This is a genomic window from Paenibacillus sp. FSL P4-0338 (genome assembly GCF_038002365.1).
Classification (GTDB): domain Bacteria; phylum Bacillota; class Bacilli; order Paenibacillales; family Paenibacillaceae; genus Paenibacillus_AQ.
This window is the reverse complement of the sequence record NZ_JBBOCG010000001.1, coordinates 3,771,568-3,796,567: the sequence shown is the minus strand read 5'-3', so window position 1 is coordinate 3,796,567 and position 25,000 is coordinate 3,771,568. Positions and strand designations below refer to the sequence as shown.

Below are 25,000 nucleotides of genomic sequence, written 5' to 3'. Positions count from 1 at the left end.
CAACCGCAAGCGGTTGTTCTTCTTCGTTGATCGTCTACTACAATCGCCATCCTCCAGCATTCCCGTTGCTCTCGTTTTTATCAAAATTCCCACCGCAAACGGGAGTATCGATTACATACTGATAAAGGCGTCGATTGGAATCATTCTGGCCATTGCTCCAAGCAACAGTCTGCCAACGATAAATGCCCGGAATAGATGCTCCGACTGTTGTCGTTGTTCTATATCCCCCGTAAATTCCTAGTTGATAGCCGTAGCTGTCCGTATAGGTCTTTACAATGTTCAAGTAAGGAATAATAGAATTACTCAGATCACTTGCGCTTGCGTCGTAGTCCACAGTAAAATAAATGGCCGTGCCAGAGGGCTGACCGGCAGCCACTGCTTGGTTTACAGCAGTAGCACCGTCTGCATGAGCTTGGCTACTGGTAAAGTAAGACGCTGATCTCGAATTGTACTGAAAAATGGAAATGATATAAAGACCCGCATTGGAAATGGTACGTGCTTCAGCATTTTGCAAACGACTGCTGTAATAACTAGAAGCCGCCGGTCGATAGTAGCGACCTACAAAAGTTTGACCGTTGCTAACCAAGCAATTCGCCACTGATGAACTTACTACATTTAATGTATCCACACCTGCTGCCATAATAAATTACCTCCGTCTATTTGGTATAGCAAAAACCTGAACGGGGTATGGCCTTGTGGATGTGTACCCCACACATTCCAAAGGTCAATTGGTTTTGCTTAGTTGTTACAATATCATATAACGTAACGTTACGCAATATATTAAGATAAAAAAACTATCTCTTCATAGTGAGGAGATAGTTAGAAAACTTACTCTAATGGTTCAAGCGAAGCAGCCGCTCTTTCATAATCAGCCTGAGAAATGTCTTTAGCTGACTCCATACTGAAATGCAGTCTGTCCATTTCAAAGTATAAATACGTTGCTCCATTCTCTTGAGTAATCCATTCCCCAGATACATTTTTAGAAAGCTCAACTTTTTTAGTCGAAGCAATCTCTTTAGTTGGTTTAAGTTCTTCTTTGGATTGAGTGATTGAACCTCGAATAAATACAATACGGACTTGATTGTCTTTAGCTTCAACACGATCCAGATAATCATCGACACCTAATCCTACTGTAGGGATGTAGACTTTATCTAATCCAGCTTTCTTAGCAGCTTCACTAATTTCATTTTTTTGCTCTGCTGTATAAGATAGTGGCTCTGCTTCTGCCATTCCTTCACCTTCATTATTGGTGGAATTTACATCCTGATTTTGTTCTGTTCCAAGAGTGGTTGTATTATTTGAAGATGAATTTTCATTCTGACTGCATCCTGCTAATAAAGCCCCAAATAGCAGGCCGATAACCACGACTTTCCCTTTGTAGTCCATTTAATTATCCTCCTTGTTGATTTGTCACCTCATAATAATAGACTGAACTGCTCTTTCAAAAGTTGCATAATCTTCTCATATAAGTTTCTTTTTTGAAACTCTTCACAGATCCAGCGAACTAAATCAGCAGGTTTCCCGAATTGTTGGATAAACCTTCTTTGGTATCTGGCTAATAACGGGGTACATAACGCAGTATAAACTCCGTTCAATTGAATGGAGTTTATATGCTCATAAGATACAGATAACCTAATCTCAACCGTCTTCTTTTTTATCCTGGCGAATAGCTGATTTTGATGTACTTTGATGATACGTCTTAACCATCAGATTTATCGTCTTATCAAGCTGAGCCAAGCGTTTCTCTAATCCATCCATTTGTTTGGTGAATTTGATGAGTATCGTCTGGAGAAGAATCAGAGAAAGAGCAATGGGAAATCCTACGTTTCCGATTAGCTGAACAACAGCCTGGAGATCCATAAGTAAATACCTCCCTTCTTTGGCTTTATTATATTACATAACGAAACGTTACGCTATATTTTTTAAAATAACACTTATTATATGTTACTATGATATAAAATATATGCTAAAATAGAAATAAATAATAATAGGGTGATGCGAATGGAATCGAAAGAAAAGCCTCCTAGGCTCACTGTGTATCTTCCGGAAAGTGCCAGAAAAGAGTTGCTAGAGATATCGGAAAAAACTGGATTGTCTCAAACACAACTGGTTGTTATGGCTACACACAGTTTAATAGCTAATCATAAAGCTAAAGGCAATGCTATTTTTTCCGAATTGCTAGGCATAAGTTCAAATTTAAATGAAAATTAGTTACAAGAAGGTGGATAATAATATTGTGAGGGGTTACGAATCGCTATATAATATCCATAGCTGATAAGGAGGGGAAATATGAAGTACAGTATTAATCTATTTGGATTTGCGGTCGATTGTGATATTAAAATCAATGGTGAGCATTTTGGTATAGAAATACCGGAGGAAAATCAGAAGGCTTTAAAAAATTACTTAATACGAGTATTGCCCAAGTATGGACGAGAAGCTTCTAATGATTCGTCCCTAGATGCTTTAGTGAAACTTGCACTGGATGCTGAAAAAACATTAGATGGCCGTATGGTAGAGCCTAAGCTGAAATTACCCTATGAGTTTCAGCCTGAAATCAAGGAAAAACTAATTGAAGCAGCAGCATTACAAGAAATATCAGCGACTCAATTATTAATACGTATTATTGAAAATAAATACCAAGAAATTATAGGATAAGGGGAATAGACGATGGCATACGGAAATAAGGTTAAGTTTCATTATGACGTACCTGTCTATATAAAAAAGCAATTAGCTACAGCTGCAAAAAAGCTGAATATGACAGCAACCGAACTGTTATCTAAAACCATTGAAGAAGAATATGAACGTGTAATAAAGGAAAAAAAGGCTAAATGAATTTAGCCTTTTCAATGAATTGGTGCATTTTATGAATTTGGTCAATAGTAAAACATTGATAGGAATAATCTGGATCAATATTGTCATACGAAAAGGCATGGAAAATAGAATAGCATTCTAACGGGTTGTCTTCAATTAGATAAACATACACATTAGGGATTTCTGTTGTTACATGACAATGAAATTGAGAGGTTGGGCTTGCTTCTATGATCCCCATAATATGTTGCTTTACATCTGAGGATACATTGGGCAATTGGTTTTCAATAACTAACATGAGGGACCCCCTTTTAATTGAATGCCGTTTCTGTACTTAGTCTTCCCATTATACCAAACGTTTGTTCGCATGTTAAGGGCGTAATTTCCACAGGAGTATATTTTTTACGTAGAAAAGGAATGATATGTTTCGATTTTTCAGGTTACAATATTGACGTTTTGTGGTAGATTTTATCAAATAATGTTTTATAGGGAGTTTTCAAAAGAGGTAAACAATGGACATACCTTGAAATAACTTCCTATTTTTATTCATTATACCATAAAGCGTAACGTTACGATACATCATAATCGACCTTCTTTTTGGATGTGGGGATTTATATCCGTAAGGTATACCTTTTTTGGACAAGTAGGAGTGAATCATGAGAACAATTATTAGAGAATACGGATACGCTAGAGTTTCTACGAAAAATCAAAATGAAGATAGGCAATTAACTGTATTACGTCGAACAGGGGATTTCAGACGAATATATTTTTGTAGGCAAGGTCAGCGGTAAGAATTTTGACCGATCGGATATCAGCTTCTGAAGCGTGTACTTCGTGAAGGAGACACCTTGTTTGTTAAATCTATCAATCGTTTTGGTAGAAAGAAACAGGGAATTTTAAGGAGTGGCAATGGCTGATCGATGCGAAGGTTCATGTGGTTGTGATCGACATTCCCATACTTGATACGCGCAAGTACCAGGAGATGGATGGGATCAATCAGCTCATTATGGATGTAGTGCTTCAGCTTTTAAGCTGGCTGAAGAAGAGACAAACGATATTAAACAAGCCCAGGCTGAAGGGATTGCTGAAGCTAAGAAAAAAGGGAAGCACCTGGGGCGGCCACAAATTAATTTGAAAACTCTTACACCTGGGCAAAGAAACATCTTGGATTCCAATTATAAGAGCTGGAAGCATAATGAGCTTTCGGCTGTAGAGTTTATGAAGAAGCTGGAGCTGAAGAAGAACAGTAATTGCGACTGTTTACTATGTGTTACGACAATGGGACATGGTGCAGGCTGGGGCTGAGGTGCGAATTCTCTATAAAGGACTTTCCTTCAGGGGAAAGTTCTTTTCTTTTTACATACCGGCTCTAAGTCGGAAAAACAGCCATCTTTTCTGGAAATTACAAGTAAGCGTATACTAAAATGTTACTTTTTTTTTAAAAACAAAATACATTTTTTAAACTTATTGGATTATAAGAATGTATATACTTAAAAAAAATGTAAATGGAGGATATATTTTTGAGAAAAATTATGATTGTCACAATGGTAGGAGCTATTTTGTTATCCGGATGTGGGGCAAATAATCAGTCTTCAAGTCCGAAAAAGATTGATGGAAATGCGTCAACACCAGTTACATCAATTCCCAATACACTACTATCCGGGACGTCAGATAAGAAAATTGCTATTTATGGTGTTCAAGAAAAAGCACAAAAAGACATATTTTCGTCATTAGATGTTGTAATAAATGGAGAAACGAAAACATTCAATTGGATCAATATAACGAACCCCTCCTTCTATCCTCAAATATCGGTCATTGAGTTAGATGCAGATGGAGAAGATGAAATTGTCATTGTTCTGACAAAAGGCGCAGGGACTGGAGTACATGATTCGGAAGTGCATGTGCTTAAATCAGATTTTACAGAAATATCAGTTTCAGATCCAAGAGAATTTGTTCTAAGCCATCTTAAAGTTAATCTAAAAAAAGATAAGGAAATTCGACAGTATACAGTTTCAGTTGGTGGTCAGGAGCACTTATTTGAATTCAGTGAGAGCGATTCAAACGATTGGTTTGAGCAACCGACGGTTCAGAATATATTGAGATTTGGAATAAAGGATAATCAGCTTATTGCGGAGCTACCCATTCAGATTTCAACAGGTAATTATTTAGGGGATGCAATCATTAGATATGCATTTTTTAATGGGAAATTAGAGCCGTTTAAAATAGAGATTACAAAAGAAGGAAGCTCATTATGAGCTTCCTTCTTTTAGTCGTACGCCCAGCATGGGCGTCATCTTTAGGGTGAAAGTCCCGAGCGGGGGCTGGCAAGCGCCTACCGTTAGCCAAGGGCAAGGGTGTCTACCGTGAGGTGGAATCTGAAGGAAGCCGGAGGCAAAAGCACGGCCTGAGGTACACGAATCCAATTAGAGGCGGCTGCAGCCGGATGAGTCACCCACACATGACAAAATCCAAAGCTGCCAAGTGCTGTAGCCGTAGACTTGGGCAGGCGCGGGCGGAAAGATGACGTTCTTATCTGGGGAGGCCTGTCGGATATGCAAGGAAAAAAAACTTGTAACCGTAGCTGAGAGGCTACGCTGAACTGGCAGGAGTCAGCAGAAGCCATAGTACGTAAACTGTTGCAACAGTTTACGGAAGGGCTGAACCGAAAGGAGAGAGGAAACCGATGCGTTCGCATGAAGAGCAACGACAGCAGAATATCTCGCAAGAGAGCTTGCGGCAAAGAGAAGCGGTGAAGCCGTCAGGGTATGCCGGAGCGCCGAGTTCTTCATCGGCACAAGTCGGCCTTTCCTCTCGCAAAGCAGAGAGCCACCTGCTGGAGCGAATGCTCGAAGGAGATAACCTTCGGCTCGCATACAAACGAGTGGTCCAGAACGGAGGAGCACCCGGTGTGGACAATGTAACGGTAGCGAATCTACAGGCTTATTTGAAAACACATTGGGAACCGGTGAAAGCCGAACTTCTTGCGGGTACCTATAAACCTGCACCCGTCAAACGGGTGGAAATCCCCAAATCCGGAGGCGGCGTACGGCTGCTAGGCATCCCGACGGTAATGGACCGCTTTCTCCAGCAGGCTCTTCTACAAGTCATGAATCCGGTCTTTGACGCAGGATTCTCGTGGTACAGCTACGGATTTCGGCCGGGAAAGAGCGCCCATGACGCCGTGAAACAAGCACAAAGATATATCCAAAGTGGTTTGAGATGGATCGTAGACCTCGATCTCGAGAAATTCTTTGACCGGGTAAATCACGATAGGCTCATGGCAAGGGTTGCGCGGAAAGTAGCAGACAAGAGAGTACTAACACTGATTCGCGCGTATCTTAGCGCCGGAGTGATAGTCAATGGAAAGCTGGAGCATAGCCGGGAAGGAACGCCACAAGGCGGTCCGCTCAGTCCGCTTCTGGCAAACATTCTATTGGATGATCTGGATAAGGAATTGACCGGACGCGGACTGCGGTTTGTACGCTACGCGGACGACTGTAATATCTTTGTGGCGAGTAAACGAGCGGGCGAACGGGTCATGGAATCGGTCAGCCGATTTGTAGAAGGAAAGTTAAAACTGAAAGTGAACCGGGAGAAAAGTGCGGTAGCCAGACCCTGGCACCGGAAGTTCCTAGGATTCAGTTTCCTGAGCCAGAAACAGGCAACCATACGAATAGCGCCGAAGAGTCTTAAAGCATGCAAAGAGAGAATTCGAGAGCTAACGAACCGAACCTGGTCCATCTCAATGGAAGAACGAATAAGCCGATTAAATCAATATCTGATGGGCTGGCTAGGCTATTTCCATTTGGCATCGGCCAAGAAACACCTCCAAACGCTGGACCAGTGGATTCGAAGAAGGTTGCGAATGTGCCTGTGGAAACAGTGGAAACGAGTACGCACACGAATCCGCGAACTCCGGGCACTAGGAACGCCCGAGTGGGCCTGTTTCACAATGGCAAACTCACGGCGAGGCGCATGGGAAATGTCCCGGAATACAAATAATGCCCTTCCGACTTCCTACTGGGAAGGGAAAGGGCTGAAAAATTTGCTTTCACGTTACTTAGAGCTTTGTTAACCTTTTGGAACCGCCGTATGCGGACCCGCATGTACGGTGGTGTGAGAGGACGGGGGTTTGCCGCCCCCTCCTACTCGATTGAAATATTAATAGCCTTCAACTTTAAAAAACGTGTGGTCTTTGATTACTTTCTTTTCTACAATTTTTCTGTTCCCTGCACCAAAGTTCCAATACTCTGTAGACCCCGATGTAATTACGTGCGAAGCATAATAGGTGTTGGTCACAAACCACAAGCACGTTCCGATAGGGTTACCAAGGCGGGAAGAGGCAAGTGCCTGTTCTACCGAATCTGCCCAAGCTGTGCTCGATGTGTTAGGTTGACGAGCATTAATGCTTGTCATTCCATCAAAAGCACCTGATCTGAGGATAACACCTTTATATGTGTTTCCACCAAATTCACCCAAATTTTTGTCTACGCGATTACTGACTACCCATGCAACACCAGCTTTACCGGTTTTGGTTTGTGTAGAAGCCTCAGAATAAATAAGTCGTGCCAACAGATCAGTCGGGTCAAGGTTTTCGAATTCTGTCAGACCTGGTAAATTTGATACTGGATCTCCCATTGCCATAATAAATCTCTCCTTCATAGTTTTGATTTATCAAGATGGGGGGTTCTCTTCTTCTGAATGCCCCCTGCATTCGTGAAGAGAAGATCTTGTACACATACTGTAACATATTGCGTAACGTTACGCAATATAAAATGCAAAAGTCTTTTTCTTGTCCTAGTTATTTTTAGAATGAGTTTCTGCAGGAGGATCGAATCAGGAATACCAGAGTAAAAGATTAAGGTGTTACGGCTGATGCTACCGGCTCTAAGGCGGCAAGAGCGCCCCCCTAAGAGCCGGTACTCCCCGCTGCGGGGTTACTTGGCCCGATAACCTAGCGCTTAACACCCCGCACGGAGCCAAGGTCAAGGGCCGGCGGGGGAAGCTCGGGGAAGGCATGGCCGCTTGATGAACAGCGCAGCAGCGCGGAGCGTTCATCAAGCGTTCACGCTGAAGGGCAGCACCACGATTCCGCTGCGCTCCATCATCGTGCCAGGGATCTGTGAGCTGAAGAGGTGGTTTTGTTGTCAGCAGCAGAACGATCGACACAGGAGCTTATGGAGAAAGACAGTTACAATTTTGACTGTGCTTTTACGGTTGGTTCGGGACGAACGTAAGCAGACATACATTCTGCTGAGAGTGGTTAATAGAGGGGCTGCCTTACATCCGGAAGAGTCTGCTTTTAAGCAGGGACAAGATTAAGTTACCTAAAATATTGCGAGAACATCTCCTTCTGTCATAGGGGCTTGGGTACTTATTCAACCAAGCATAGAATGGGGCGCGGCAAATTTCATTGAGTTTAGGTGTACCTAAGTTTACGTGATACACCCTATTAATATAAAGGGCGTTTAGTATACTTATTCAGCATGATAATCAGTACCAGCGACATAATTTAAGTTACCTAAATAAAGGGGGCGTTCTTCCGAGAACATCCCCTTTTTGCATGAGGACAGATCTTAAGACCGCCAAGCGTAGACATGGATTGAGACTTCGGAAAATATCGCATTTTATAAAATTCAGTGTACTAAAGTGTACTAGGTACCAGGATAAGATCGAGAAGTTGTCAACTGAAGCTTCAGAACGTTATCGAGTTTCTAATGAACAAGCTAACAACGAATTGGAGCAATTGTATAAAACCACAATTGGTTCTTAAGATGATAGAGACTTAGTGTGTCTACATCCGATCCGGCTTAGGCAGGCCGAGTACGTCGAGGGCTTCGCCCAGCGTATCGGTGAAGCTCCGGGTCAGCCACAGGCGGAAGGTGATGCTGGCTTCCCCGCCTTTGAGAATTGGACAAGCTGAGTAGAAGTTGCTGAATAACGAGGCCAGGGAATAGGCGTAGTTACAGATCGTATTCGGCGTAAGCTCCCGGCTTGCTGTATAGAGTGTGTCTTGCCACAAGCTGAGCTGTCTCAGCAAGGCAAGCTCAGCTGCTTCGAGCTGCGCCGGGAACAGCGGCACCCTGCCCACGCCGGACCCGCTAACGCCAGCCCCGCTAACGCCAGCCGCGCCCACGCCGGCCCCGCCAACGCCGCTCTCGCCAACGCCGAACTCGCCCACGCTAGCCCCGCCAACGCCGCTCTCGCCAGCGCCGGACCCGCTAACGCCAGACTCGCCCACGCCGGACCCGCTAGCGTCAGCCGCGCCCACGCCACTCACATCACCCGCCGAAGCGGCCTTACTAAGCACGCGCTGCGCCCGGGCGTAGGCGTACATCAGGTAGACGCCGGTGTTGCCGGAGATTTCCATCGCCTGCTTGAAGTCGAACACAATCTCGGTGCCCAGATTGAAGCGCAGCAGGTAGTAACGGATGGCAGCGGTGGCGATGAGCCGGCTGGACAGGCCGTTTTTGTCCGAACGGGTGGATTCAATCATGTCTTCCATGAGCCGGACCAGCTCGGTTACCTTAATGCCGATTCCCTGGCGCCCGGACATGGCGTAGGAGCTTTTGCCGCTGGAGGTATCAATGCCCAGCCCTGCCGCAGAAGCGGGACTCAGCGAGACCACCCCATAGCTGACATGATGAAGCGCGTCTGCCTGCGTACCGAATCCCAGTGCCTTGAGTGCCTGCTTGACCATCAGCTGCGGATATTCCTGCCGGTAATCGATGACGTTCACGACCTGGTCCGCCCGTCCAAAAGGCAGAGCCTGTCCGCTCAAGCCGGTCGTCCACAGTCCGCTCTGAAATTCGTTGTAGCTGAAATCCTTCTCCAGCAGTCCGAACTTCCACAGATGATAGGCGATGTCCTTGGCAGTATAGGTCAGAATTCCGTTCGAGCGCACCAGCACCTTATCCTTCTGATGCTCCTCCTGAGTGTCCGGTACGGTGTCTTCAGCGGGTTGCTTCAGAATCCAGCAGCCTGCCAGCTTACCTTCGGTCTCCTGCACGAAGATCTCTGTCTGCGACAGCAGCTCGAACGCCGAGGCCCAGAAGCCCTCCTTCAGAATGCTGCTCTCCCACACCAGCAGATCGTAGTCAATGCCGAACCCCCGCATCTCCTCCACATGTTCTTTCACGATCTGCCCGGCGACGAGGTTGCCAATCCAGGCAGTATTACCATGGCCTTCCTCCAGCGCATGAAGAATCTCGGTCCGTTTCTGCACCATCTCTGGCTGCTGCGCGTAAGTTTTGTTAATCTCGGCATAGATGTCCCAGCAGTAATCTCCGAACCTTACATGTTCTCCCGCCAGTGGAACATTCAGCAGACCGGCTACAGTATCAGCCAGCTGATTGCCGAGATCATCCACATAGTTGTGCACCTCAACGGTATGGCCGGTCGCCCGCAGTACCCTCACCAGCGCGTCCCCGATACAGGAGTTTCTCAAATGCCCGATATGCATACTTTTATTCGGGTTGACGGAAGTATGCTCGACGATCACCTTCGACTCCCCTGCATGCTGAGGCAGCGTGAAATTCTCCTTCGCCCGTGCCCAGGCTTGCCAATCCAGATACATATTAATAAATCCCGGACCGGCAACCTCAGTTCTCAGCACCAGTCCGTGAACAGAGCCCGATGCTTCGAGCTCGGCGACGATCAGCCTGGCGATAACCAGTGGAGCTTTGCGCAAAGGGCGGGCGAGCTGCATGGCGATATTGCTGGAATAATCCCCGTGGTCGGCACTCGCCGGCTGCTCAAGGGCAACATTGACTTCAGCGATAGCAGGTACGCCCAGGGATAGTGCGATTGTGTGAACAGACTGCTTCAGGCTTTCTTGAATGAGCTCACTTAACATTGGCATGAATAACAACCTCCTGAATAAAATAACGACAAAAAAAGCCTTCATCTCCTAAGAGACGAGGCTTGTGCGCTCGCGGTACCACTCTCGTTGCTAAAGCCTTACGGTTTAGCCACCTTACAGGTTAACGGTCCTCGGCCGGGGCTTCCTACTACAAGGTTCAGAAGTCCATCTCACGGGTGCGCTTCATGGTTCTAATCTGTACCGGCTTTCACTTTTCCGGCTCGCTGGGGACTAGATATAAGACCATTACTCTCCCGGTCATCGATTGAATATGGATTTGTATCAGTATAGCGAATTTCTGGGAGAAAGCAAGAGCGGATTACCGTGCAGCAGAAGCCCAACCGTTAAGAATCACACGTCACTAGGCGCACCTGTCAGGTTCTTGATGTCCGTTGAACCATAAATCAGCAGCATAATTACAATGACCAGCAGGATCCCGCCGGCAAATCCTTCTCCGTCAAAACTGTCCATAACCCCGTCCCTCCCTTTCACTTCCGGATGTGTTCAGGTGTTTTCGGCTTTCTTTTTCAAAGCGGTCATGATCTCGTTCAGCGTCAGGCTGCTGTTGTCATCGAGGAAGCTGACCAGCTTATCGACATTGTCACTACTTAGCTCGCTTAGGGTTTTATATTTGCCTACCAGACTGACGAACATCGACGCGTCTGTGTACATCTGGATAGAGTCTACTTTCAGCTTGCCGGTCAATAGAAGTGCAGCTACGGCGAATTCAAGCCCTTTAGGGGTCTGGGTTTTGGAGCTGGACGGTGTTTTTTTGGCGGCGGGCCTCTTTCCTTTTCCTGCAGGGGGCATGGGAGTCCCTTCTTCCGTTCGGCGTTCGTATACATAAAAGTGCAGCGCATGGGCGGTCTTTCCTTATTCAAGGATATGCGTGCCTGCAGTCATTGGTGAATAGGCTCAGGCCTGTGTCCACACCGTTACAGGAAAGTCCGAATATGAATATATCGTACTTTGACACTAGAACTTCAAGGGAGGACGAGACAGGATGGCGATTTTGTCAACAGGACCGATAGAGAACAATGCCGTTTCGGGAGTCAGACCTACGCAGACAGTGACGGTAAGAGTGGTCAAGCGGAGTGCTCCAGGCAGCACCTCTATTAGTATTCAGGGATACGTGCTGGGCGCTACCAGAACGCTGTATGTCAGTGAGGTGATTGATGTTGCTCCGAATCAGGTGGTGACCCGGGATTATTTTGCTGATCTGAATGCCTATGAATTTGTGTTCATCACTGGAGAAGTGGACGAAGATGAGATTGGAATATCCGTGTGGGGCAAGACATCAACCGGCCAGCTGGTGAATGCACACCGTGTAGTGACGCATGAGAAATTAAGCTCAGACGTATAGAGGATTAGGTATTATTCCGGACTTTCCGGTTGTGAAATGAAACAGGGACCTTGCAGAGCTGCTCGCTCAGAAGGTCCCTGTTTATATTGTTCAACTCAGATGGAGAGGATCTCGCGGATGTCCTGCTCGCTGAGGCTCGACAACGCCTCCTGTCCCGGCTGGATTACCTCGTCAATCAGGTTTTTCTTCTTCTGCTGCAGCTCGTACATCTTATCCTCTACGGTACCCTGGGCTACCAGGCGGATAACCTGGACGATTTTTTTCTGCCCGATCCGGTGGGCGCGGTCGGCGGCCTGCTGCTCGACAGCAGGGTTCCACCACAGGTCGTAGAGAATGACCGTGTCGGCACCGGTCAGGTTGAGGCCGGTGCCGCCCGCCTTCAGCGAGATCAGGAACAGGTCGCGCTCGCCTTCATTGAAACGGCTGCATAGCTCAACCCGCTGGGAGGCCGGGGTCTGTCCGTCCAGATAGAAATGAGGAATCCCGAGCAGCGCCAGCTCGCGCCCGATCATACCGAGCATCTGCGTGAACTGCGAGAAGATCAGCATCCGTTTGCCGGAGCTGCGGCATTCGTCGATGATCTCCAGCAGCTGCTCGAATTTGCCGGAGCCGCCGGTATATCCGTCCACGAACAGGGCCGGATGGCAGCACAGCTGGCGCAGCCGGGTCAGTCCGGCCAGCACCTTGATCCGGCCGTTGCCGAAGCTGTCGCTGTCCAGATGCTTGAGCGCTTCTTTGCGCAGGCGGGCCAGATAGGCGACATAGAGCCGTTTCTGCTCCGGCAGCAGCTCGGAGGCCTGGAGGGACTCGATTTTATCCGGCAGCTCCTTCAGCACATCACTCTTCAGGCGGCGCAGGAGGAAGGGACGGGCTCGCCTGGCTACCGTCTCCCGGGGAAGGTCATGGAAGGCCTTCTTCCCGGGGAACAAGCCGGGGAAGACGACGCTGAAGATCGACCACAGGTCCTCCAGTGTATTCTCCACCGGTGTACCAGTGAGCGCAAAGCGGTAGCGGGTCTGAAGCAGTCTGACCGCCTGCGAAGTCTGAGTCTCATGATTCTTGATCATCTGTGCTTCATCCAGAATAAGCGTATGGAACGACAGCTTGGCATACTCATCCACATCTCTGCGCAGCAGCGGGTACGAGGTGATGATGACATCATGCCCGGCCGTGTTCCGCAGAGCCCGGCTGCGCTCACCGGCGTTGCCGTCGGCAATGACTGCCTGCAGCTCCGGGGCGAAGCGCTTCAGCTCGTTAAGCCAGTTATAGAGCAGGGAGGCAGGCGCGACAATAAGGGCAGGCACACCGCTCTGCCGGATGTCTTCCCGCATCGAGAGCAGGAAGGTGATGCTCTGCAGTGTTTTGCCAAGGCCCATATCGTCCGCCAGAATTCCGCCGAAGCGGTAATGGGCCAGCGTCCTCATCCACTGGAAGCCGTATTGCTGGTAATCCCGCAGCACAGAAGCGAGACTCCCGGGTACAGGGAAGTCCAGATTCTCAGGACTCGCCATATTGGCGAGCAGCCGCCGGAAGGAGCGGCCGGTCTCGATGGTCTGCCCCTGGAAGGTGCCTGCATGGAGATGGAGGGCGCGGACCAGCGGCAGGGAGAACTCCGAACTCCGGATATCCACGCTGCGGACGCCGAGCTCGTTCATCAGCGCGATAATCTCCTGGAACTCTGCGGTGTCCAGCGGGAGCAGGGCTCCGTCCTTGAGCCGGTGATATTTACGCTTTTCCTGAAGGGACTTAAGGACCTGGGTAATGTCCTTCTCCGTGATGCCCTCCATGGCGAACTTGAAGTCCAGCCAGTCAGTCTTCTCGTTCCAGCTCAGGCTGACCTTGGGCGCTGCATGCTCCGTTAGCACCCGATCCTTGACCGCAGTGGTCGCATAGACCTGAAGCAGCGGCTCCAGCAGCGGGATGGTATGGTGCAGGAAGTCGAATTCCCCGTCCTCGTCACGCATGATATATCCGCTCTCCGTCCGTGAGAAGGACTCATGGGCCATCAGGTCCAGAATCCGCCGCTCTGCTTCCCCGTCCCGCATCAGAATGACTTCACTGCTCCGCTCATGAGCCTTCTCCTCCAGCGGATTGATGACAATTCCGCCGTACTGGAATTCCAGCCCGGCCAGCAGCCTGTCCCTTACCCGGTCCAGGTAGAGTCTGGCGTGAAGCTGGGTCTGGACGATCCGGTCCGCAATGGTGTCGGCAATGCTCACCCTGCCCAGCTTCTTCAGCCCGGGAATGACGGTTTCCATGAAGGGCTCCATCTGCTCAGGCGCAATCGCCAGGCTATCCCGCCGGCTGCCGCTGAGCACCCGCTTCAGCTCGGAGAGCCGCCCGCATTCCTGCGCCGGGAGCTTCAGCAGTCTGCCTTCGGTCAAGACCAGCCCGTAGCTCTCCAGAATCATAAGCTGTTCAAGCCCCCGGACATCCAGCCGGTAGCCGTCCTCCTGTGCCTGGTCGAACTGGAAGCTGAGCGGCAGCGGCTCCTCCGAGAGGGACAAGCGGTCCAGCAGAAGCTGTCCATGCTGAAGGCGGACGGCAGGCGCAGCTTCTAATAGGGGGTACAGACTCTCCCAGAAAAAAGGGGCCACAGGCAGCAGCCGGTCGTTCCCTGCATTGTTAGTGCGGGAACCATACGGGCTGGTGAGACTGTGGTAGACCTTCTCATTCAGCATGATCTCAATCAGCTTCTGCAGGACCTCATTATCCTCCTTGGAGAAGCTGTGCAGGGCGGGATCATAGCTGAAATGCGCTGTGAATTCAAAAGGCTCGCCCCGGTGCACCTGCTCCAAAAAAGGTCTAATCTTCTGCACGATATAAAGACGCTTAGGACCAAGCTTCACTTCCATCCCAAGCATGGTACTGCCGTAGTTGAAGTTGAAGGGCCGGCAGATGAACTCGACCTGGAGCGGTGTCCGCAGATCGATATACGTGCCTGCACCGCTTGGCCGCTGCCGCCCTCCGGTGAATATTCCGAGCATGCTGCTCACCAGCTGCCGGTCTCCGCTGCGTTCCCTCTGCTCTGCCCCGGAAGGGGCGGAGCTGCCTTGCGCCAGCGGCAGACTGCCTGTCCTTGCGGGATAAGCCTCCTCCGCATCTGCCTGCATATCCTCAGCCTGTTCAGCTCCGGCAGCCTGGCTGCGGTAGAGGACCGTCACCAGCACTGCCGCAATATGCTTGCAGAAGGGTCCGCCGCGATAGTACGCCGGGCAGGTACATTCCCCCTGCACATCCCCGTCACTGTCGATAATCAGCGCAATCTCATGGCTCTCCAGTCCATGGACCTCAGCGCGGTATTTAGAATATTCGTCTTCCTCGTTATGCTCCGTATAGACAAGGTCTACCTTATGGGCATGATAATAAGCCGCTCCCTGGTCAAAAGCGGCATTTCCGCACAGCAGCTTGATTACCCGTTCCGGCACCTGATAACCCACGTATACTCACTTCCTTTTATTGCTTCTGTCTTATCCATTCCCGCCGATCCCGTGCAGAATGAAGCTTATAGTCTGTTCAATCTCTGCCTCATCGTTCCAATCCTGCTCCGGCATCAGCACCAGCCGTACTAGCAGATAGCCGACAATCGCCGAGATCGTGAAGCGTATAATCGCAGGAGTAGGCGCGTCAATCACTTCACCTTGCACCTTGAAATGCTCGGTAATTGCAGTTACACGGGCCAGGACCTGCTCGAAGATATTCTCGGTCAGCTGCTCCTTCAGCGCAGGCTGGAAGGGGATCTCCTGAATGAGAATTTTGACGATTTTCAGATTCCTGCGGACGAACTCCAGCCGGTTCACGATGAAGGCCTTAAGGAAATCCTCATAGCTCCCGAACGGCACATCCAGCACACCGCTGAAGTTGCGCAGCACGAATGGGGCGATCATCCGGCTCATGGTGGGGACCGTGATGGCGAGCAGCAGATCTTTTTTGGTCCGGTAATAACGGAAGATCGTGCCTTCGGCCACGCCCGCCTTCTGGGCGATCTCACTGGTGGCGGCCGCCGAGAATCCCTTCTCTGCAAAAACATCAATCGCCGCCCGCAGAATGGACAGCTGCTTAGGTGTGACCTGCTCCTTCTCGCTGAGATCCAGCAGCTCCTGAACCCACTGGTCTTGCTCCAGCTGCTCCTGATCAGCAGCAGGGTTATTCTCCATTAATAGAACCTCCAGACTCTTGCAGTTCCTCCTAGTGTACCATAGCCCGTTCACCCTTCACATTCTGCGGTGCTTGCGCAGAGCCAACACATTCAGCAGCATGAACAGCAGGGAGAAGCCGATCAGCATGAACACATCCCCGGCGATATCGCTCCAGCCTCTGCCGCGTACCATGATATCCATCAGTGCCTGTGAACCGTAGTACATCGGAGTGGCGAGTCCAATGCGCTGGAGCCAGAGGGGAAGGGTATCCAGCGGAAATAATCCGCTCAGGAAGATCTGCGGCACAATGACGAGGGGGATGAACTGGATCATCTGCAGTTCATTGGCAGCGAACGCCGAGAGCAGGGTGCCGAGGGTCAGCGCCGACATCGACAGCAGCAGTGTCATCAGCAGCACGTAGCCGAAGCTGCCTGTCATCATAATCCCCAGCACCTGGATCGAGAACCAGGAGATCAGCAGGGCCTGAAAGACGGTGAAGATGCCGAAGCCGCAGACATATCCGGTGACGATCTCCCAGCGCTTCAGCGGGGTGGAGAGCAGACGCTCCAGCGTGCCCGTGGTCCGTTCGCGCAGGAAGGAGACACCGGCAATCAGGAAGACAAAGAAGAACACAAACACCCCGATCATAATCGGGCCGAAGCGATCGATCGTCTTCATATCCTCCGCGCCGTAGAGATAGCTGATCTGCGGCTGGAGCTGCCCCCCGCCCGGCGCTTGTGGCTGTAGGCTCTGAGCAGCTTCCTGGAGCGCCATGATCACAGCGCGGTTAGCCGCCGGGTTGCTGCCTTCAAGGACAACAGCAGGAGTGTCTCCTTTCATTGTAAGGAGAGCATCAATGTCTCCCGCCTTCAGGGCGTCCTGCCCGGATGCTTCATCAGCATAGCTGGTAACCTCAGCCTGCTGGGCTTCCAGCGCTGAACTGAACACTGCCGCATCCCCCGAAAAGCCAATTCTAGGCTCATAAGCATCGCTGCCGAACACCAGGCTCATCAGGCTAAGCACCAGCAGAGGAGCGATGAACATCAGCGCCATAGTTCTCCGGTCATGGATGAACTGCTGCAGAATTCTCAGGGTAATGGCCCGGATTCTCATCGGCGTACACCTCCATAATAGAGGAAGGCTTCCTCAATGCTGGCGGCGCCGGTAGCCTGAAGCAGTCCAGCCGGAGTATCGGCCGCCAGCAGTACGCCGTCCCGGATCATCGCCAGCCGGTCACATTTCTCTGCCTCATCCATCACATGCGTGGTCAGAACAATCGTTGTTCCCTTGCGGTTCAGCGCCTTCAGCTCCTTCCAGATCGACTGGCGTAGCACCGGATCGATGCCGACGGTTGGTTCATCCAGCAGCAGCAGCGGCGGCTCGTGCAACAGGGCAATCGCCAGGGACAGCCGGCGCTTCATGCCGCCGGAGTATTGGTCCACCCGCCTCCGCAGATGCTCCTGCAGATTCACCAGTTCCATCACATCCCCAATCCGCCGCGTGCGGTTGCCGCCCTTCAGTCCATAGAGCGCAGCGAAGAACTCCAGATTCTCCTTGGCGCTAAGCTCGGTATACAGGGCATCCGACTGGGCCATATATCCAATTTGCTGGAGCATGGCAAGCTTCGGCATCCGCACCCCCAGCACGGTGACCTCACCGGAGGTTACCTCATCTATGCCCGTAAGCAGCTTGACAAGCGTGGTTTTGCCAGAGCCGGATGGCCCCAGAATCCCGAAGGTCTCTGCCTGATTCACCTGAAGCGTTATATCCTTCAACACCGTTTTATTGCCAAAAGCCCGGTTCACATGAGTAACCGCAATGACAGGTTTTCCCTCATTCACACCAATCTCCTCCATTCCTCACAATAATGAGTGAGCGCTCACTCATTATATTAATGATTTCTTATGTAAAAGTAAAACTCTTTCTGGAAGCGTACAAATTATTTTAAAAAGTAAATAAAATGGTAAGGATTATCCGTTACTCCCACCCTTGATCCGGGTAATAAAAGGGACATCCTATGTTTACCGGCATTCTGAAACCCAATTCACTAAAGGCGGTGGAATTATGGCAGGACATAAGCTGCTCCTTCCTCTAGGCGTGCTGCTGGCTGCGGCTGGACTTAGCGGCTGCGGCGATGCAGACCATTCAGTTGGTGGTGGACGGTTTCATACCTTGGCGGACGAGAAGACGGAGGCAAAACAATATCTGCCGGAGGATCTGCCGATTCCCGAAGGGGCAGGTATTACTTTTACCCAAGGTGAACAGTCAGAGGGGAAGAAATCCTCTATGCTGATCTATCAGACGAAGGAGACTATGGCCGCTCTTGGAACTACATATCAGAAGTATGTAAGAGAGAAGGAGCTGGAACGCGGGACAGAGATTGTGGACAGCCGCAACCTGCTGATTAACGGCAAAGTGAATGGCTCCTATTCGTATTCTATTATTGGCAGCCCCTCGGCTTCAGAGCGCGGCGGGAATGAGATTATCGTGACTTGGATTGTGAATTAACACAGGGTTTACAATAGGCCGGTCCGGGAGGGTTCCCGGGCGGGTCTTTTTTCTATGGGCTTGTAATTATTTTTACAGTTAATATTTCCATAACATTCCTACGCAACAGAATTGACACTCGTAGACGAAAATAACATTAGCAGTTACCTATAGGAAAAGGGTGAATCTAATTGAAGAATAGTAAATGGATCGGCGCGGCTCTGGCTTCTGCACTTCTCGTAACAGGGGGAGCTGTTAGTGTTCTGGCGACAAGCAGCCAAGTAAGTGCCGCAGCTGTCAAGACAGCAGCAGCCGTAGAGGGCAGCATGTCCTGGAATATCAACGGTACGCCGGTTACACTCAGCACAATCAACAGCGGCGGGTACAAGCTCTATTCATTGAGCCAGATAGCCGCAGAGCTGGGAGCAGGACTTGTGCATGGCAGCAGCGGAATCCAGCTCAATGACAGCAAAGGTCTACATAGTGTGCAGCTACAGGCAGGCGTGAAAAGCTATCAGGTTGATGGCGAGACCCTGGAATTTACAGTGGCCCCGGTAGTGCGTAACAGCAAAACGTATGTGGAGCTGACGAAGCTGGTTACGGCGCTTGGCGGTGAGCTGGAGGCCGATGCTCACACGATTCTGAGCTTCGCCCGGCCTGCCGGTTCATTTGACACTCTTCACTGGAGCGCTGACGGCGGCCTGATTGCGAATCAGAGCGACGCTGAATCCACCCTGCTCTATAAATTCACTCAGACTCCAGGTAACTATGATCTGTTCTCTTCCAGCGAAAGTGCGGTGGATTTCGCAGTCTCCGCCGACCAGCAGTGGGGCGCATTCAGCGATGAGACCGGCCAGCTGAAGCTGATCAACTTGTCCACCGGCTTAATCAGTCCGCTCGGCAAGGACACCAGCGTGAAGACAGATATCGTGTGGTCGAGTGACGGCAAGACGCTCTATTTCGTCCAGGGCGACAAGCAGGAGAAGCTGGCACAGATTTCAGTAGAGACCGGAGAGGTCAAGGCTCTGCTTGAAGATAAAGTAGAGAATAAATCGGAGCTTCGCATATCGGCAGACGGCAAAAGCGCAGTGTACATTGTCAACATCACTGGTACCGCCAAGAATGATGCCGACAGCACAGAAGATTCACTTACAGTAGACTTCAGCAAGGCCGGAGAACAGCTCTATAAGCTGGATCTTACTACCAAAGGTGCTAAGCCGGCAGCGTTGACTACTACACCTGACAACAAGCTGTATCCTGAGATTCTGGCAAACGGCAGCGTATCATACCTGAGTGCGGATGCGGACGGCAATGCCGCTAACACGCTAAAGCTGATTACAGCAGATGGTAAAAGCACAGATATCGCCCTCGGTGCAGAGGTGAACTGGTCCACAGAGGTTAGTACGGGCCTCGTAGTCTCCGGGACTACAACGGACGGGAGCACGGTAATCTACTCTATTGCAGGCAGCGCAGCTCCGGTTGAACTGTACCGGACAGCCGAAGATGTATCAGAAGTAGCGGTATCGGCAGACGGCAGCAAGCTGGGGATCATCAGCGACGGCAAGGTACTGGTCATTCAGAACGGCAAAGCGTTGCAACTGTCAGGCTCACCGGAAGTTGCTAATTAATTACAACATTTATCGGCGCACACCGCCGGGAGGAGAATTCAGACATGAAGATATTCAAAAAATTCACAGTTACAGCACTCACCGCGGTGATCGCGGTTACCGCATCCTTTGCAGGGGTGGCCGCAGCAGCGGACAGCCTCAAGGGTAAAATCACCGTTAACGGTTCTACAGCACTGCTTCCGCTGACGCTGCAGGCCGCTAAGGAATTCCAGAAGCTTCACCCTAAAGTGAAGATCGCCGCTTCCGGCAAGGGCTCCGTGACTGGACCGCAGGCCGTGAAGAAAGGTATTGCCGATATCGGAGCCTGCGACTGGGATGCCAGTATTGATGTTCCGGGCTTCAAGGCCTTTGACGGACAAGTGGCCAATAAGGTCGCTGTGATTCCTTTTGCAACCATCGTTAATAAGAATGTCGGAGTCGACAACCTGACTACAGAGCAGCTCAAAGGCATCTACGCCGGTAAAATCACCAACTGGAAAGAGGTCGGCGGATCGGATGCAAACATCGTAGTGATCACCCGTGCCTTCGGCTCCGGGACCCGCGTTAACTATCAGGCCAAGGCGCTGGGCGGCGGAGATATCGTGAAGAAAGAGAAGAACTACAAGGAAACCGGCTCCAGCGGTGACATGAAAACAGCTGTAGGTACAACGCCTAATGCTATCGGATACATCGACCTTGTCTATGTAACGGGCGGCGACATCAAGGCTGTGAAGTTCAACGGTGTGGAAGCTAACACGGATAACGTGATCAACGGCTCATACAAGATCTGGGCTTACGGCTACTACATGACGAACGGCCAGCCGACCGGCGCGACCAAAGAATTCATCGAATATGTACAGAGCAAGAAGTTCCAGCAGGGCTCGCTTAAGAAGCTTAAGTTCATTCCAATCTCTGCTATGCAATCCTAAGATCCTTGAACCAAGCAAGCACAATAGATTGATAGGTAACAGCGGCCAGCTCCGGGATATACGGGGTTGGCCTCTTACAGGAGGGAAAGTATGGGGGCACCGGTTCATAGCCTGACAGCGAAGACACAGACAAGCCTAGAGGAAGTCAAACGTAACACCAAAAGGCACCGCAGACATCTGCTGGGCAACAGCATCTCCCGTTATTATTTCTTATTCAGCATCCTTGCGCTCTGTCTTGTGCTGGGACTAGTTATTGTATTCATTGGCAAAACGGCGCTGCTGCTCTTCACCCGCATCTCCCCGCAGGACTTCTTCTTCTCGTTCAACTGGACGCCGGAAGAGGATGCCTTCGGCGCAGCCGCCTTCATCGTAAATACATTGTCGCTTACCGCGCTGACCCTGGTCATTGCCGTGCCCATCTCGGTTGGGATGGCTGTGCTCTGTGCGGAGATTGCCCCGAAGTGGCTGAAGAGCTTCATCCGTCCGGTACTGGATCTGCTGGTCGGTATTCCTTCTATTGTATATGGCTATCTAGGCTTGACCGTGCTGCTGCCCTTCCTGCGCAGAGTCAGCGGAGAAGGTCTCGGGGACGGACTGCTCGCCGCCGCACTCGTGCTGGCATTGATGGTACTGCCGACCATCTGCCGGATCAGCGATGATGCTATTGTGGCTGTTCCGCGCAAATACCGCGACGCTGCCTATGCGCTCGGTTCGACCCGCCTTCAAGTCATTATGCGCGTCGTGCTGCCCGCTGCCAGCCGGGGCATTATCTCGGCAGTGATTCTGGGCATGACCCGCGCAGTCGGGGAGACCATGGCGGTGGTGATGGTCATCGGCAATACGCCGCAGCTGGCGAAGAGCCTGTTCGCACCCACCTCGGTGTTGACCAGTAATATCGTGATGCAGATTTCCAACGTGGAGTTCGACTCCACCTGGAACTACTCCCTGCATATGATGGCCTTCCTGCTGCTGCTGATCTCGTTTGTACTGATTCTGATTATCCGGCTCCTGGGCCGCAAACGGAGGGATGCCTGATGAACGGATTCACGCGCACACGCCATACGGCCAGAGCCCAGCGGCGTAATAAACTGGCTACCATCGGCTTCTATACGCTGGGCGTTCTGGTCATGCTGCTGATCTTCTGGCTGCTGTTCACCATCCTGAGCAAAGGCTTGCCTTCGCTCAGACCTGATTTCCTGCTCAAGCAGCCGGAGGAGATCGATCCCGGCGGCGGGATTGGTCCCGTCCTGTTCAACTCCTTCTATATCCTGTTCATCTCTCTCTTGATCTCGGTTCCCATCGGGATCGGGGCAGGGATCTATATGGCGGAGTACGCGCCGGATAATGCCTTCACGGGTGCGTTGCGCATCTGCGTGGAATCCCTGGCCTCGGTGCCGTCCATCGTGTTCGGTCTGCTGGGCCTTGCGATCTTCGCCGAGTACTTCGGCGTCGGCCTGACGATCCTCGGCGGGGGAGTCAGCCTGGCGCTGCTGAATCTGCCGATGCTGGCCCGCGTCACGGAGGAAGCGGTGCGAGCGGTTCCCGGCGAGATCCGTGAAGCCGGCTATGCCCTCGGCATGACGAAGTTCCATGTCATCCGCAAGGTCGTCGTGCCGGTAGCCCTTCCGGCCATCGTCACCGGCGTCTGCCTGGTGGCTGGACGCGCCTTCGGGGAGTCGGCGGTCATCCTCCTGACCGCCGGACTCAGCACCTCCGGCGAGATGTGGGACTTCAACCTGTTCTCACCGGGTGAGACTCTGGCTGTGCATCTGTGGTACGTGCAGTCTGAGGCCATTGTCGAGGATGCGCGGCAAATCGCGGATAAGTCTGCCGCCGTGTTGGTCTTTGTCGTGCTGCTGATCAACTTTATGTTCCGCTTCCCGCTGTGGCTGGGCAACCGCCGCCGGGGACGCTGAGACGGATGCAAACGGGTGAATAGAGCTATATCCTGGAAGAACAGGCTGCTCTGCTATGGAAGTTTCATGGCGGGCAGCCTGTTTGCTGTGTAATCGAGGAAGCTTCGGATGGCTCAGAGAAGCGCTGAAACTCACCACTAAATCTCCTGTTTCACGGTCTGGATATGCTATTATTGGACTATAAAATACGCGCAGTCTGGACTAGCCTGTGCCCATTATAAGGACAAGGAGGAAGAACGCTGTGAGCACGAAGAAGACCAACCGCCTAAGCCGAACCGGAAGCAGATGACCGCGTATCCATTGAATCCGGGAAGCTTCCCATGATCGAGTTCCCCGTCTACGGCTGGACCGTCCGGCGGGAACGGGTGGCTGAGGAGCTGCTGCGGGAGTGGGAGCAGTGGCTGGACCAAGGGATCACGCCGGTCAGTATGGAGTATCTGAAGGAACGGAACCGGGGCATGATTCTTTTATTTCTGTTCAAAATCCTATGTTCCGGTGACCGGTTGGACGAGAGCGCATGGCATGGACTGCTTCTGGACTGGGCGCAATCGCTGATCGGACGCACGCGCGATCCTGTTCTGCTGCAGTGTACCGAATGCGGCAATCCGTTTGTATTCGATCACCTTGATTTTAGCTGCTACCGGGTGGATGGGATTTACTTCCCGGAGAAGTGCGGGCGCTGCAGGAATATGGAGGAAGGCATGCATGAATAGGCAGCAATTGAACAAGAAAGTCGGCCAAATTGTTAAGAAGCTCATTGCAGGAAAGGGCGTTGTCACTCCCTTGAAAGTCTTTCTCAGACTTGGAGCAGTCAGTCCTGAACAGGTAGAAGAGTGGCGTCTGGGCAAAGTTCCTTATCTGGAACGGGCCCTTCGCGGCAACCTGTCGCAGTTCAACTTCATCCTGTCACTGATCCGTCAGAAGGCACGGGAGCATGAACTGAAGCCATCCCATACCGCTTATGTCAAAAGGGGAAAGGGCCCCAAGCGTCCGCTTCGCTTCTCCAAGACTGGAGATGTAGCGATGGAACAGCGTTATTCTACACATTATGTAACCACGAACCCTGCCCCAGCGGAAACGGAAAAAAGTTCAGGAAATGCTGCGGCAAATATTGAGGCAAATATTGAGGCGCAAATGCTTAATAGTGGGACTTGAACTGCTTCAGGGTGAACGAATAGAATGTAGCCACCAGCTGAGTTATCCGGACTGAGGGGACGCTATTCGTCGAAAAAACCAACTTTTCTGTCCTAAACGGACTCAGAGGACGTTAAAGTGTTCATTCGAGCTGAAAAAGCGGAGAAACGGGTTACTTAACGGCCCCTGAGTCCGCATGACCCTGCGGACAGGCGTGATCCGCCGGAATAAGGGATCTCCAGTCCGCATAGTTTGTGTTTGGTTCCCATCCTCCACTACGACAAGAGTAGTGGTTTCTTTGGAAGTTCATTTCCCGCTCAAACAGCGGAGAGGACGGAACGATTGTGTGAAAGCGGCAGCGTTCGCCTTGGTTTCTGGATTTTTACCGCTAAGGGGAATGAGGAAAATCTGGAAAACACAGCGATTGGAACAACGGTCCGTTCGCGCAGCGTCCACCCAAGCGCCCACATTGATCCTACTCAAAATAAAAGGGGGTTCTCATCCCCAGAACGACAAAACAGCCTTCCCAAAGGAAGGCTGCTGTTTTGACGTCCCGGAAGGGATACAGCCCATTCGGGCTGATTGCGAAGTAGTGCTATCGAAGCTTATGCTCCAACGTCCCCGCTGGCGCTGGGTTCTCATCCCCAGAACGACAAAACAGCCCTCCCGAAGGAAGGCTGCTGTTTTGACGTCCCGGAAGGGATACAGCCCATTCGGGCTGATTGCGAAGTAGTGCTATCGAAGCTTATGCTCCAA

24 protein-coding genes and 1 other annotated feature are annotated in these 25,000 nt (G+C 50.9%); of the genes, 13 read left to right on the top strand and 11 right to left on the bottom strand.

Translation table 11 applies throughout. The features are described 5' to 3' along the window. Positions 1 to 37: 37 nt before the first annotated feature. From MKZ07_RS16670 to MKZ07_RS16660, 3 genes are all read right to left on the bottom strand, one after another. Positions 38 to 640: a DUF1906 domain-containing protein gene (locus tag MKZ07_RS16670; RefSeq protein ID WP_051493435.1), complete on the bottom strand. Its 603-nt coding sequence runs from the start codon at positions 638 to 640 to the stop codon at positions 38 to 40. 188 nt (positions 641 to 828) lie between these two features. After that, positions 829 to 1,386: a hypothetical protein gene (locus MKZ07_RS16665; RefSeq protein ID WP_036694824.1), complete on the bottom strand. Its 558-nt coding sequence runs from the start codon at positions 1,384 to 1,386 to the stop codon at positions 829 to 831. Between the two features lie 252 nt (positions 1,387 to 1,638). Beyond that, complete coding sequence (locus tag MKZ07_RS16660) at positions 1,639 to 1,860, bottom strand: hypothetical protein (protein WP_341026631.1); 222 nt, start codon at positions 1,858 to 1,860, stop codon at positions 1,639 to 1,641. A 141-nt stretch (positions 1,861 to 2,001) separates the two neighbouring features. On the opposite strand from MKZ07_RS16660, the gene MKZ07_RS16655 reads away from it, so the two are divergent. From MKZ07_RS16655 to MKZ07_RS16645, 3 genes are all read left to right on the top strand, one after another. Beyond that, positions 2,002 to 2,211 (top strand): hypothetical protein, encoded by a 210-nt coding sequence (locus MKZ07_RS16655; protein WP_156949736.1) that lies wholly within the window; start codon positions 2,002 to 2,004, stop codon positions 2,209 to 2,211. A gap of 78 nt (positions 2,212 to 2,289) precedes the next feature. After that, positions 2,290 to 2,655: a hypothetical protein gene (locus MKZ07_RS16650; RefSeq protein WP_341026629.1), complete on the top strand. Its 366-nt coding sequence runs from the start codon at positions 2,290 to 2,292 to the stop codon at positions 2,653 to 2,655. A gap of 12 nt (positions 2,656 to 2,667) precedes the next feature. Next, entirely contained in the window at positions 2,668 to 2,832 is a 165-nt protein-coding gene (locus tag MKZ07_RS16645) for a hypothetical protein (protein WP_200869261.1), read from the top strand. On the opposite strand, the gene MKZ07_RS16640 is transcribed toward MKZ07_RS16645, so the two are convergent. Continuing rightward, positions 2,825 to 3,106, bottom strand: coding sequence for a hypothetical protein (locus MKZ07_RS16640; protein WP_036701909.1), 282 nt, complete (start codon positions 3,104 to 3,106; stop codon positions 2,825 to 2,827). The genes MKZ07_RS16645 and MKZ07_RS16640 overlap by 8 nt on opposite strands. Positions 3,107 to 4,328: 1,222 nt before the next feature. Here MKZ07_RS16640 and MKZ07_RS16635 point away from each other — a divergent pair. Further along, positions 4,329 to 5,063: a hypothetical protein gene (locus MKZ07_RS16635; RefSeq protein WP_036697693.1), complete on the top strand. Its 735-nt coding sequence runs from the start codon at positions 4,329 to 4,331 to the stop codon at positions 5,061 to 5,063. Positions 5,064 to 5,491: 428 nt separating this feature from the next. Next, the gene (ltrA, locus tag MKZ07_RS16630) at positions 5,492 to 6,883 is read left to right on the top strand and encodes a group II intron reverse transcriptase/maturase (protein WP_084649015.1); all 1,392 of its coding nucleotides are present in this window, start codon (positions 5,492 to 5,494) and stop codon (positions 6,881 to 6,883) included. An 86-nt stretch (positions 6,884 to 6,969) separates the two neighbouring features. Here the strand turns inward: ltrA and MKZ07_RS16625 are convergent, their stop codons facing one another. The 3 genes from MKZ07_RS16625 to MKZ07_RS16615 form a co-directional block, all read right to left on the bottom strand. Then, positions 6,970 to 7,452: a cell wall hydrolase gene (locus MKZ07_RS16625; RefSeq protein WP_036697692.1), complete on the bottom strand. Its 483-nt coding sequence runs from the start codon at positions 7,450 to 7,452 to the stop codon at positions 6,970 to 6,972. A 1,150-nt stretch (positions 7,453 to 8,602) separates the two neighbouring features. Next, on the bottom strand, positions 8,603 to 10,663 hold the full coding sequence (locus tag MKZ07_RS16620) for an arginine--tRNA ligase (protein ID WP_341028028.1): 2,061 nt from the start codon (positions 10,661 to 10,663) through the stop codon (positions 8,603 to 8,605). A 54-nt stretch (positions 10,664 to 10,717) separates the two neighbouring features. Beyond that, positions 10,718 to 10,940 (bottom strand) — a binding site (T-box leader). A 233-nt stretch (positions 10,941 to 11,173) separates the two neighbouring features. Further along, on the bottom strand, positions 11,174 to 11,479 hold the full coding sequence (locus MKZ07_RS16615) for a hypothetical protein (protein ID WP_036697600.1): 306 nt from the start codon (positions 11,477 to 11,479) through the stop codon (positions 11,174 to 11,176). 193 nt (positions 11,480 to 11,672) lie between these two features. Between MKZ07_RS16615 and MKZ07_RS16610 the strand changes: the two genes are divergently transcribed. Beyond that, positions 11,673 to 12,032 carry a hypothetical protein gene (locus MKZ07_RS16610; RefSeq protein WP_036697597.1) on the top strand — a complete coding sequence of 120 codons (360 nt, stop codon included), beginning with the start codon at positions 11,673 to 11,675 and terminating at the stop codon, positions 12,030 to 12,032. Between the two features lie 95 nt (positions 12,033 to 12,127). Here the strand turns inward: MKZ07_RS16610 and MKZ07_RS16605 are convergent, their stop codons facing one another. Genes MKZ07_RS16605 through MKZ07_RS16590 form a run of 4 tightly spaced genes read right to left on the bottom strand, consistent with a single transcriptional unit; the run spans position 12,128 to position 18,027 of the window. Beyond that, the gene (locus MKZ07_RS16605) at positions 12,128 to 15,472 is read right to left on the bottom strand and encodes a DEAD/DEAH box helicase (protein WP_341026622.1); all 3,345 of its coding nucleotides are present in this window, start codon (positions 15,470 to 15,472) and stop codon (positions 12,128 to 12,130) included. Between the two features lie 30 nt (positions 15,473 to 15,502). Further along, on the bottom strand, positions 15,503 to 16,189 hold the full coding sequence (locus MKZ07_RS16600; RefSeq protein WP_051493831.1) for a TetR/AcrR family transcriptional regulator: 687 nt from the start codon (positions 16,187 to 16,189) through the stop codon (positions 15,503 to 15,505). Positions 16,190 to 16,246: 57 nt separating this feature from the next. Then, positions 16,247 to 17,284: an ABC transporter permease gene (locus tag MKZ07_RS16595; RefSeq protein WP_036697593.1), complete on the bottom strand. Its 1,038-nt coding sequence runs from the start codon at positions 17,282 to 17,284 to the stop codon at positions 16,247 to 16,249. Then, positions 17,281 to 18,027: an ABC transporter ATP-binding protein gene (locus MKZ07_RS16590; RefSeq protein WP_036697591.1), complete on the bottom strand. Its 747-nt coding sequence runs from the start codon at positions 18,025 to 18,027 to the stop codon at positions 17,281 to 17,283. The genes MKZ07_RS16595 and MKZ07_RS16590 overlap by 4 nt, the downstream gene beginning before the upstream one ends. A 208-nt stretch (positions 18,028 to 18,235) precedes the next feature. Here MKZ07_RS16590 and MKZ07_RS16585 point away from each other — a divergent pair, with 208 nt between their 5' ends. From MKZ07_RS16585 to MKZ07_RS16555, 7 genes are all read left to right on the top strand, one after another. After that, positions 18,236 to 18,679 (top strand): hypothetical protein, encoded by a 444-nt coding sequence (locus tag MKZ07_RS16585; protein WP_036697587.1) that lies wholly within the window; start codon positions 18,236 to 18,238, stop codon positions 18,677 to 18,679. A gap of 170 nt (positions 18,680 to 18,849) precedes the next feature. Then, on the top strand, positions 18,850 to 20,286 hold the full coding sequence (locus tag MKZ07_RS16580) for a stalk domain-containing protein (RefSeq protein WP_036697586.1): 1,437 nt from the start codon (positions 18,850 to 18,852) through the stop codon (positions 20,284 to 20,286). A gap of 44 nt (positions 20,287 to 20,330) precedes the next feature. Next, the gene (locus tag MKZ07_RS16575; protein ID WP_036697584.1) at positions 20,331 to 21,194 is read left to right on the top strand and encodes a phosphate ABC transporter substrate-binding protein; all 864 of its coding nucleotides are present in this window, start codon (positions 20,331 to 20,333) and stop codon (positions 21,192 to 21,194) included. Positions 21,195 to 21,284: 90 nt separating this feature from the next. Then, a complete protein-coding gene (pstC, locus tag MKZ07_RS16570; protein WP_036697583.1) occupies positions 21,285 to 22,229 on the top strand; it encodes a phosphate ABC transporter permease subunit PstC in 945 nt (314 codons plus the stop codon). Continuing rightward, on the top strand, positions 22,229 to 23,110 hold the full coding sequence (gene pstA / locus MKZ07_RS16565; RefSeq protein WP_036697581.1) for a phosphate ABC transporter permease PstA: 882 nt from the start codon (positions 22,229 to 22,231) through the stop codon (positions 23,108 to 23,110). Before pstC ends, pstA begins: the two co-directional genes overlap by 1 nt. Positions 23,111 to 23,430: 320 nt before the next feature. Next, entirely contained in the window at positions 23,431 to 23,823 is a 393-nt protein-coding gene (locus MKZ07_RS16560) for a hypothetical protein (protein WP_341026614.1), read from the top strand. Continuing rightward, on the top strand, positions 23,816 to 24,265 hold the full coding sequence (locus tag MKZ07_RS16555) for a hypothetical protein (protein ID WP_341026611.1): 450 nt from the start codon (positions 23,816 to 23,818) through the stop codon (positions 24,263 to 24,265). Before MKZ07_RS16560 ends, MKZ07_RS16555 begins: the two co-directional genes overlap by 8 nt. Positions 24,266 to 25,000: the final 735 nt, after the last annotated feature.

Bases quoted from the DNA above. Each gene is read 5' to 3' on its own strand.
- MKZ07_RS16665 (WP_036694824.1), bottom strand. From the start codon at position 1,386: ATGGACTACAAAGGGAAAGTCGTGGTTATCGGCCTGCTATTTGGGGCT.
- MKZ07_RS16590 (WP_036697591.1), bottom strand. From the start codon at position 18,027: ATGGAGGAGATTGGTGTGAATGAGGGAAAACCTGTCATTGCGGTTACT.
- MKZ07_RS16625 (WP_036697692.1), bottom strand. From the start codon at position 7,452: ATGGCAATGGGAGATCCAGTATCAAATTTACCAGGTCTGACAGAATTC.
- MKZ07_RS16600 (WP_051493831.1), bottom strand. From the start codon at position 16,189: ATGGAGAATAACCCTGCTGCTGATCAGGAGCAGCTGGAGCAAGACCAG.
- MKZ07_RS16650 (WP_341026629.1), top strand. From the start codon at position 2,290: ATGAAGTACAGTATTAATCTATTTGGATTTGCGGTCGATTGTGATATT.
- MKZ07_RS16655 (WP_156949736.1), top strand. From the start codon at position 2,002: ATGGAATCGAAAGAAAAGCCTCCTAGGCTCACTGTGTATCTTCCGGAA.
- MKZ07_RS16555 (WP_341026611.1), top strand. From the start codon at position 23,816: ATGAATAGGCAGCAATTGAACAAGAAAGTCGGCCAAATTGTTAAGAAG.
- pstC (WP_036697583.1), top strand. From the start codon at position 21,285: ATGGGGGCACCGGTTCATAGCCTGACAGCGAAGACACAGACAAGCCTA.
- MKZ07_RS16660 (WP_341026631.1), bottom strand. From the start codon at position 1,860: ATGGATCTCCAGGCTGTTGTTCAGCTAATCGGAAACGTAGGATTTCCC.
- pstA (WP_036697581.1), top strand. From the start codon at position 22,229: ATGAACGGATTCACGCGCACACGCCATACGGCCAGAGCCCAGCGGCGT.
- MKZ07_RS16645 (WP_200869261.1), top strand. From the start codon at position 2,668: ATGGCATACGGAAATAAGGTTAAGTTTCATTATGACGTACCTGTCTAT.
- MKZ07_RS16610 (WP_036697597.1), top strand. From the start codon at position 11,673: ATGGCGATTTTGTCAACAGGACCGATAGAGAACAATGCCGTTTCGGGA.
- MKZ07_RS16615 (WP_036697600.1), bottom strand. From the start codon at position 11,479: ATGCCCCCTGCAGGAAAAGGAAAGAGGCCCGCCGCCAAAAAAACACCG.
- ltrA (WP_084649015.1), top strand. From the start codon at position 5,492: ATGCGTTCGCATGAAGAGCAACGACAGCAGAATATCTCGCAAGAGAGC.
- MKZ07_RS16595 (WP_036697593.1), bottom strand. From the start codon at position 17,284: ATGAGAATCCGGGCCATTACCCTGAGAATTCTGCAGCAGTTCATCCAT.
- MKZ07_RS16560 (WP_341026614.1), top strand. From the start codon at position 23,431: ATGATCGAGTTCCCCGTCTACGGCTGGACCGTCCGGCGGGAACGGGTG.
- MKZ07_RS16575 (WP_036697584.1), top strand. From the start codon at position 20,331: ATGAAGATATTCAAAAAATTCACAGTTACAGCACTCACCGCGGTGATC.
- MKZ07_RS16670 (WP_051493435.1), bottom strand. From the start codon at position 640: ATGGCAGCAGGTGTGGATACATTAAATGTAGTAAGTTCATCAGTGGCG.
- MKZ07_RS16640 (WP_036701909.1), bottom strand. From the start codon at position 3,106: ATGTTAGTTATTGAAAACCAATTGCCCAATGTATCCTCAGATGTAAAG.
- MKZ07_RS16585 (WP_036697587.1), top strand. From the start codon at position 18,236: ATGGCAGGACATAAGCTGCTCCTTCCTCTAGGCGTGCTGCTGGCTGCG.
- MKZ07_RS16620 (WP_341028028.1), bottom strand. From the start codon at position 10,663: ATGTTAAGTGAGCTCATTCAAGAAAGCCTGAAGCAGTCTGTTCACACA.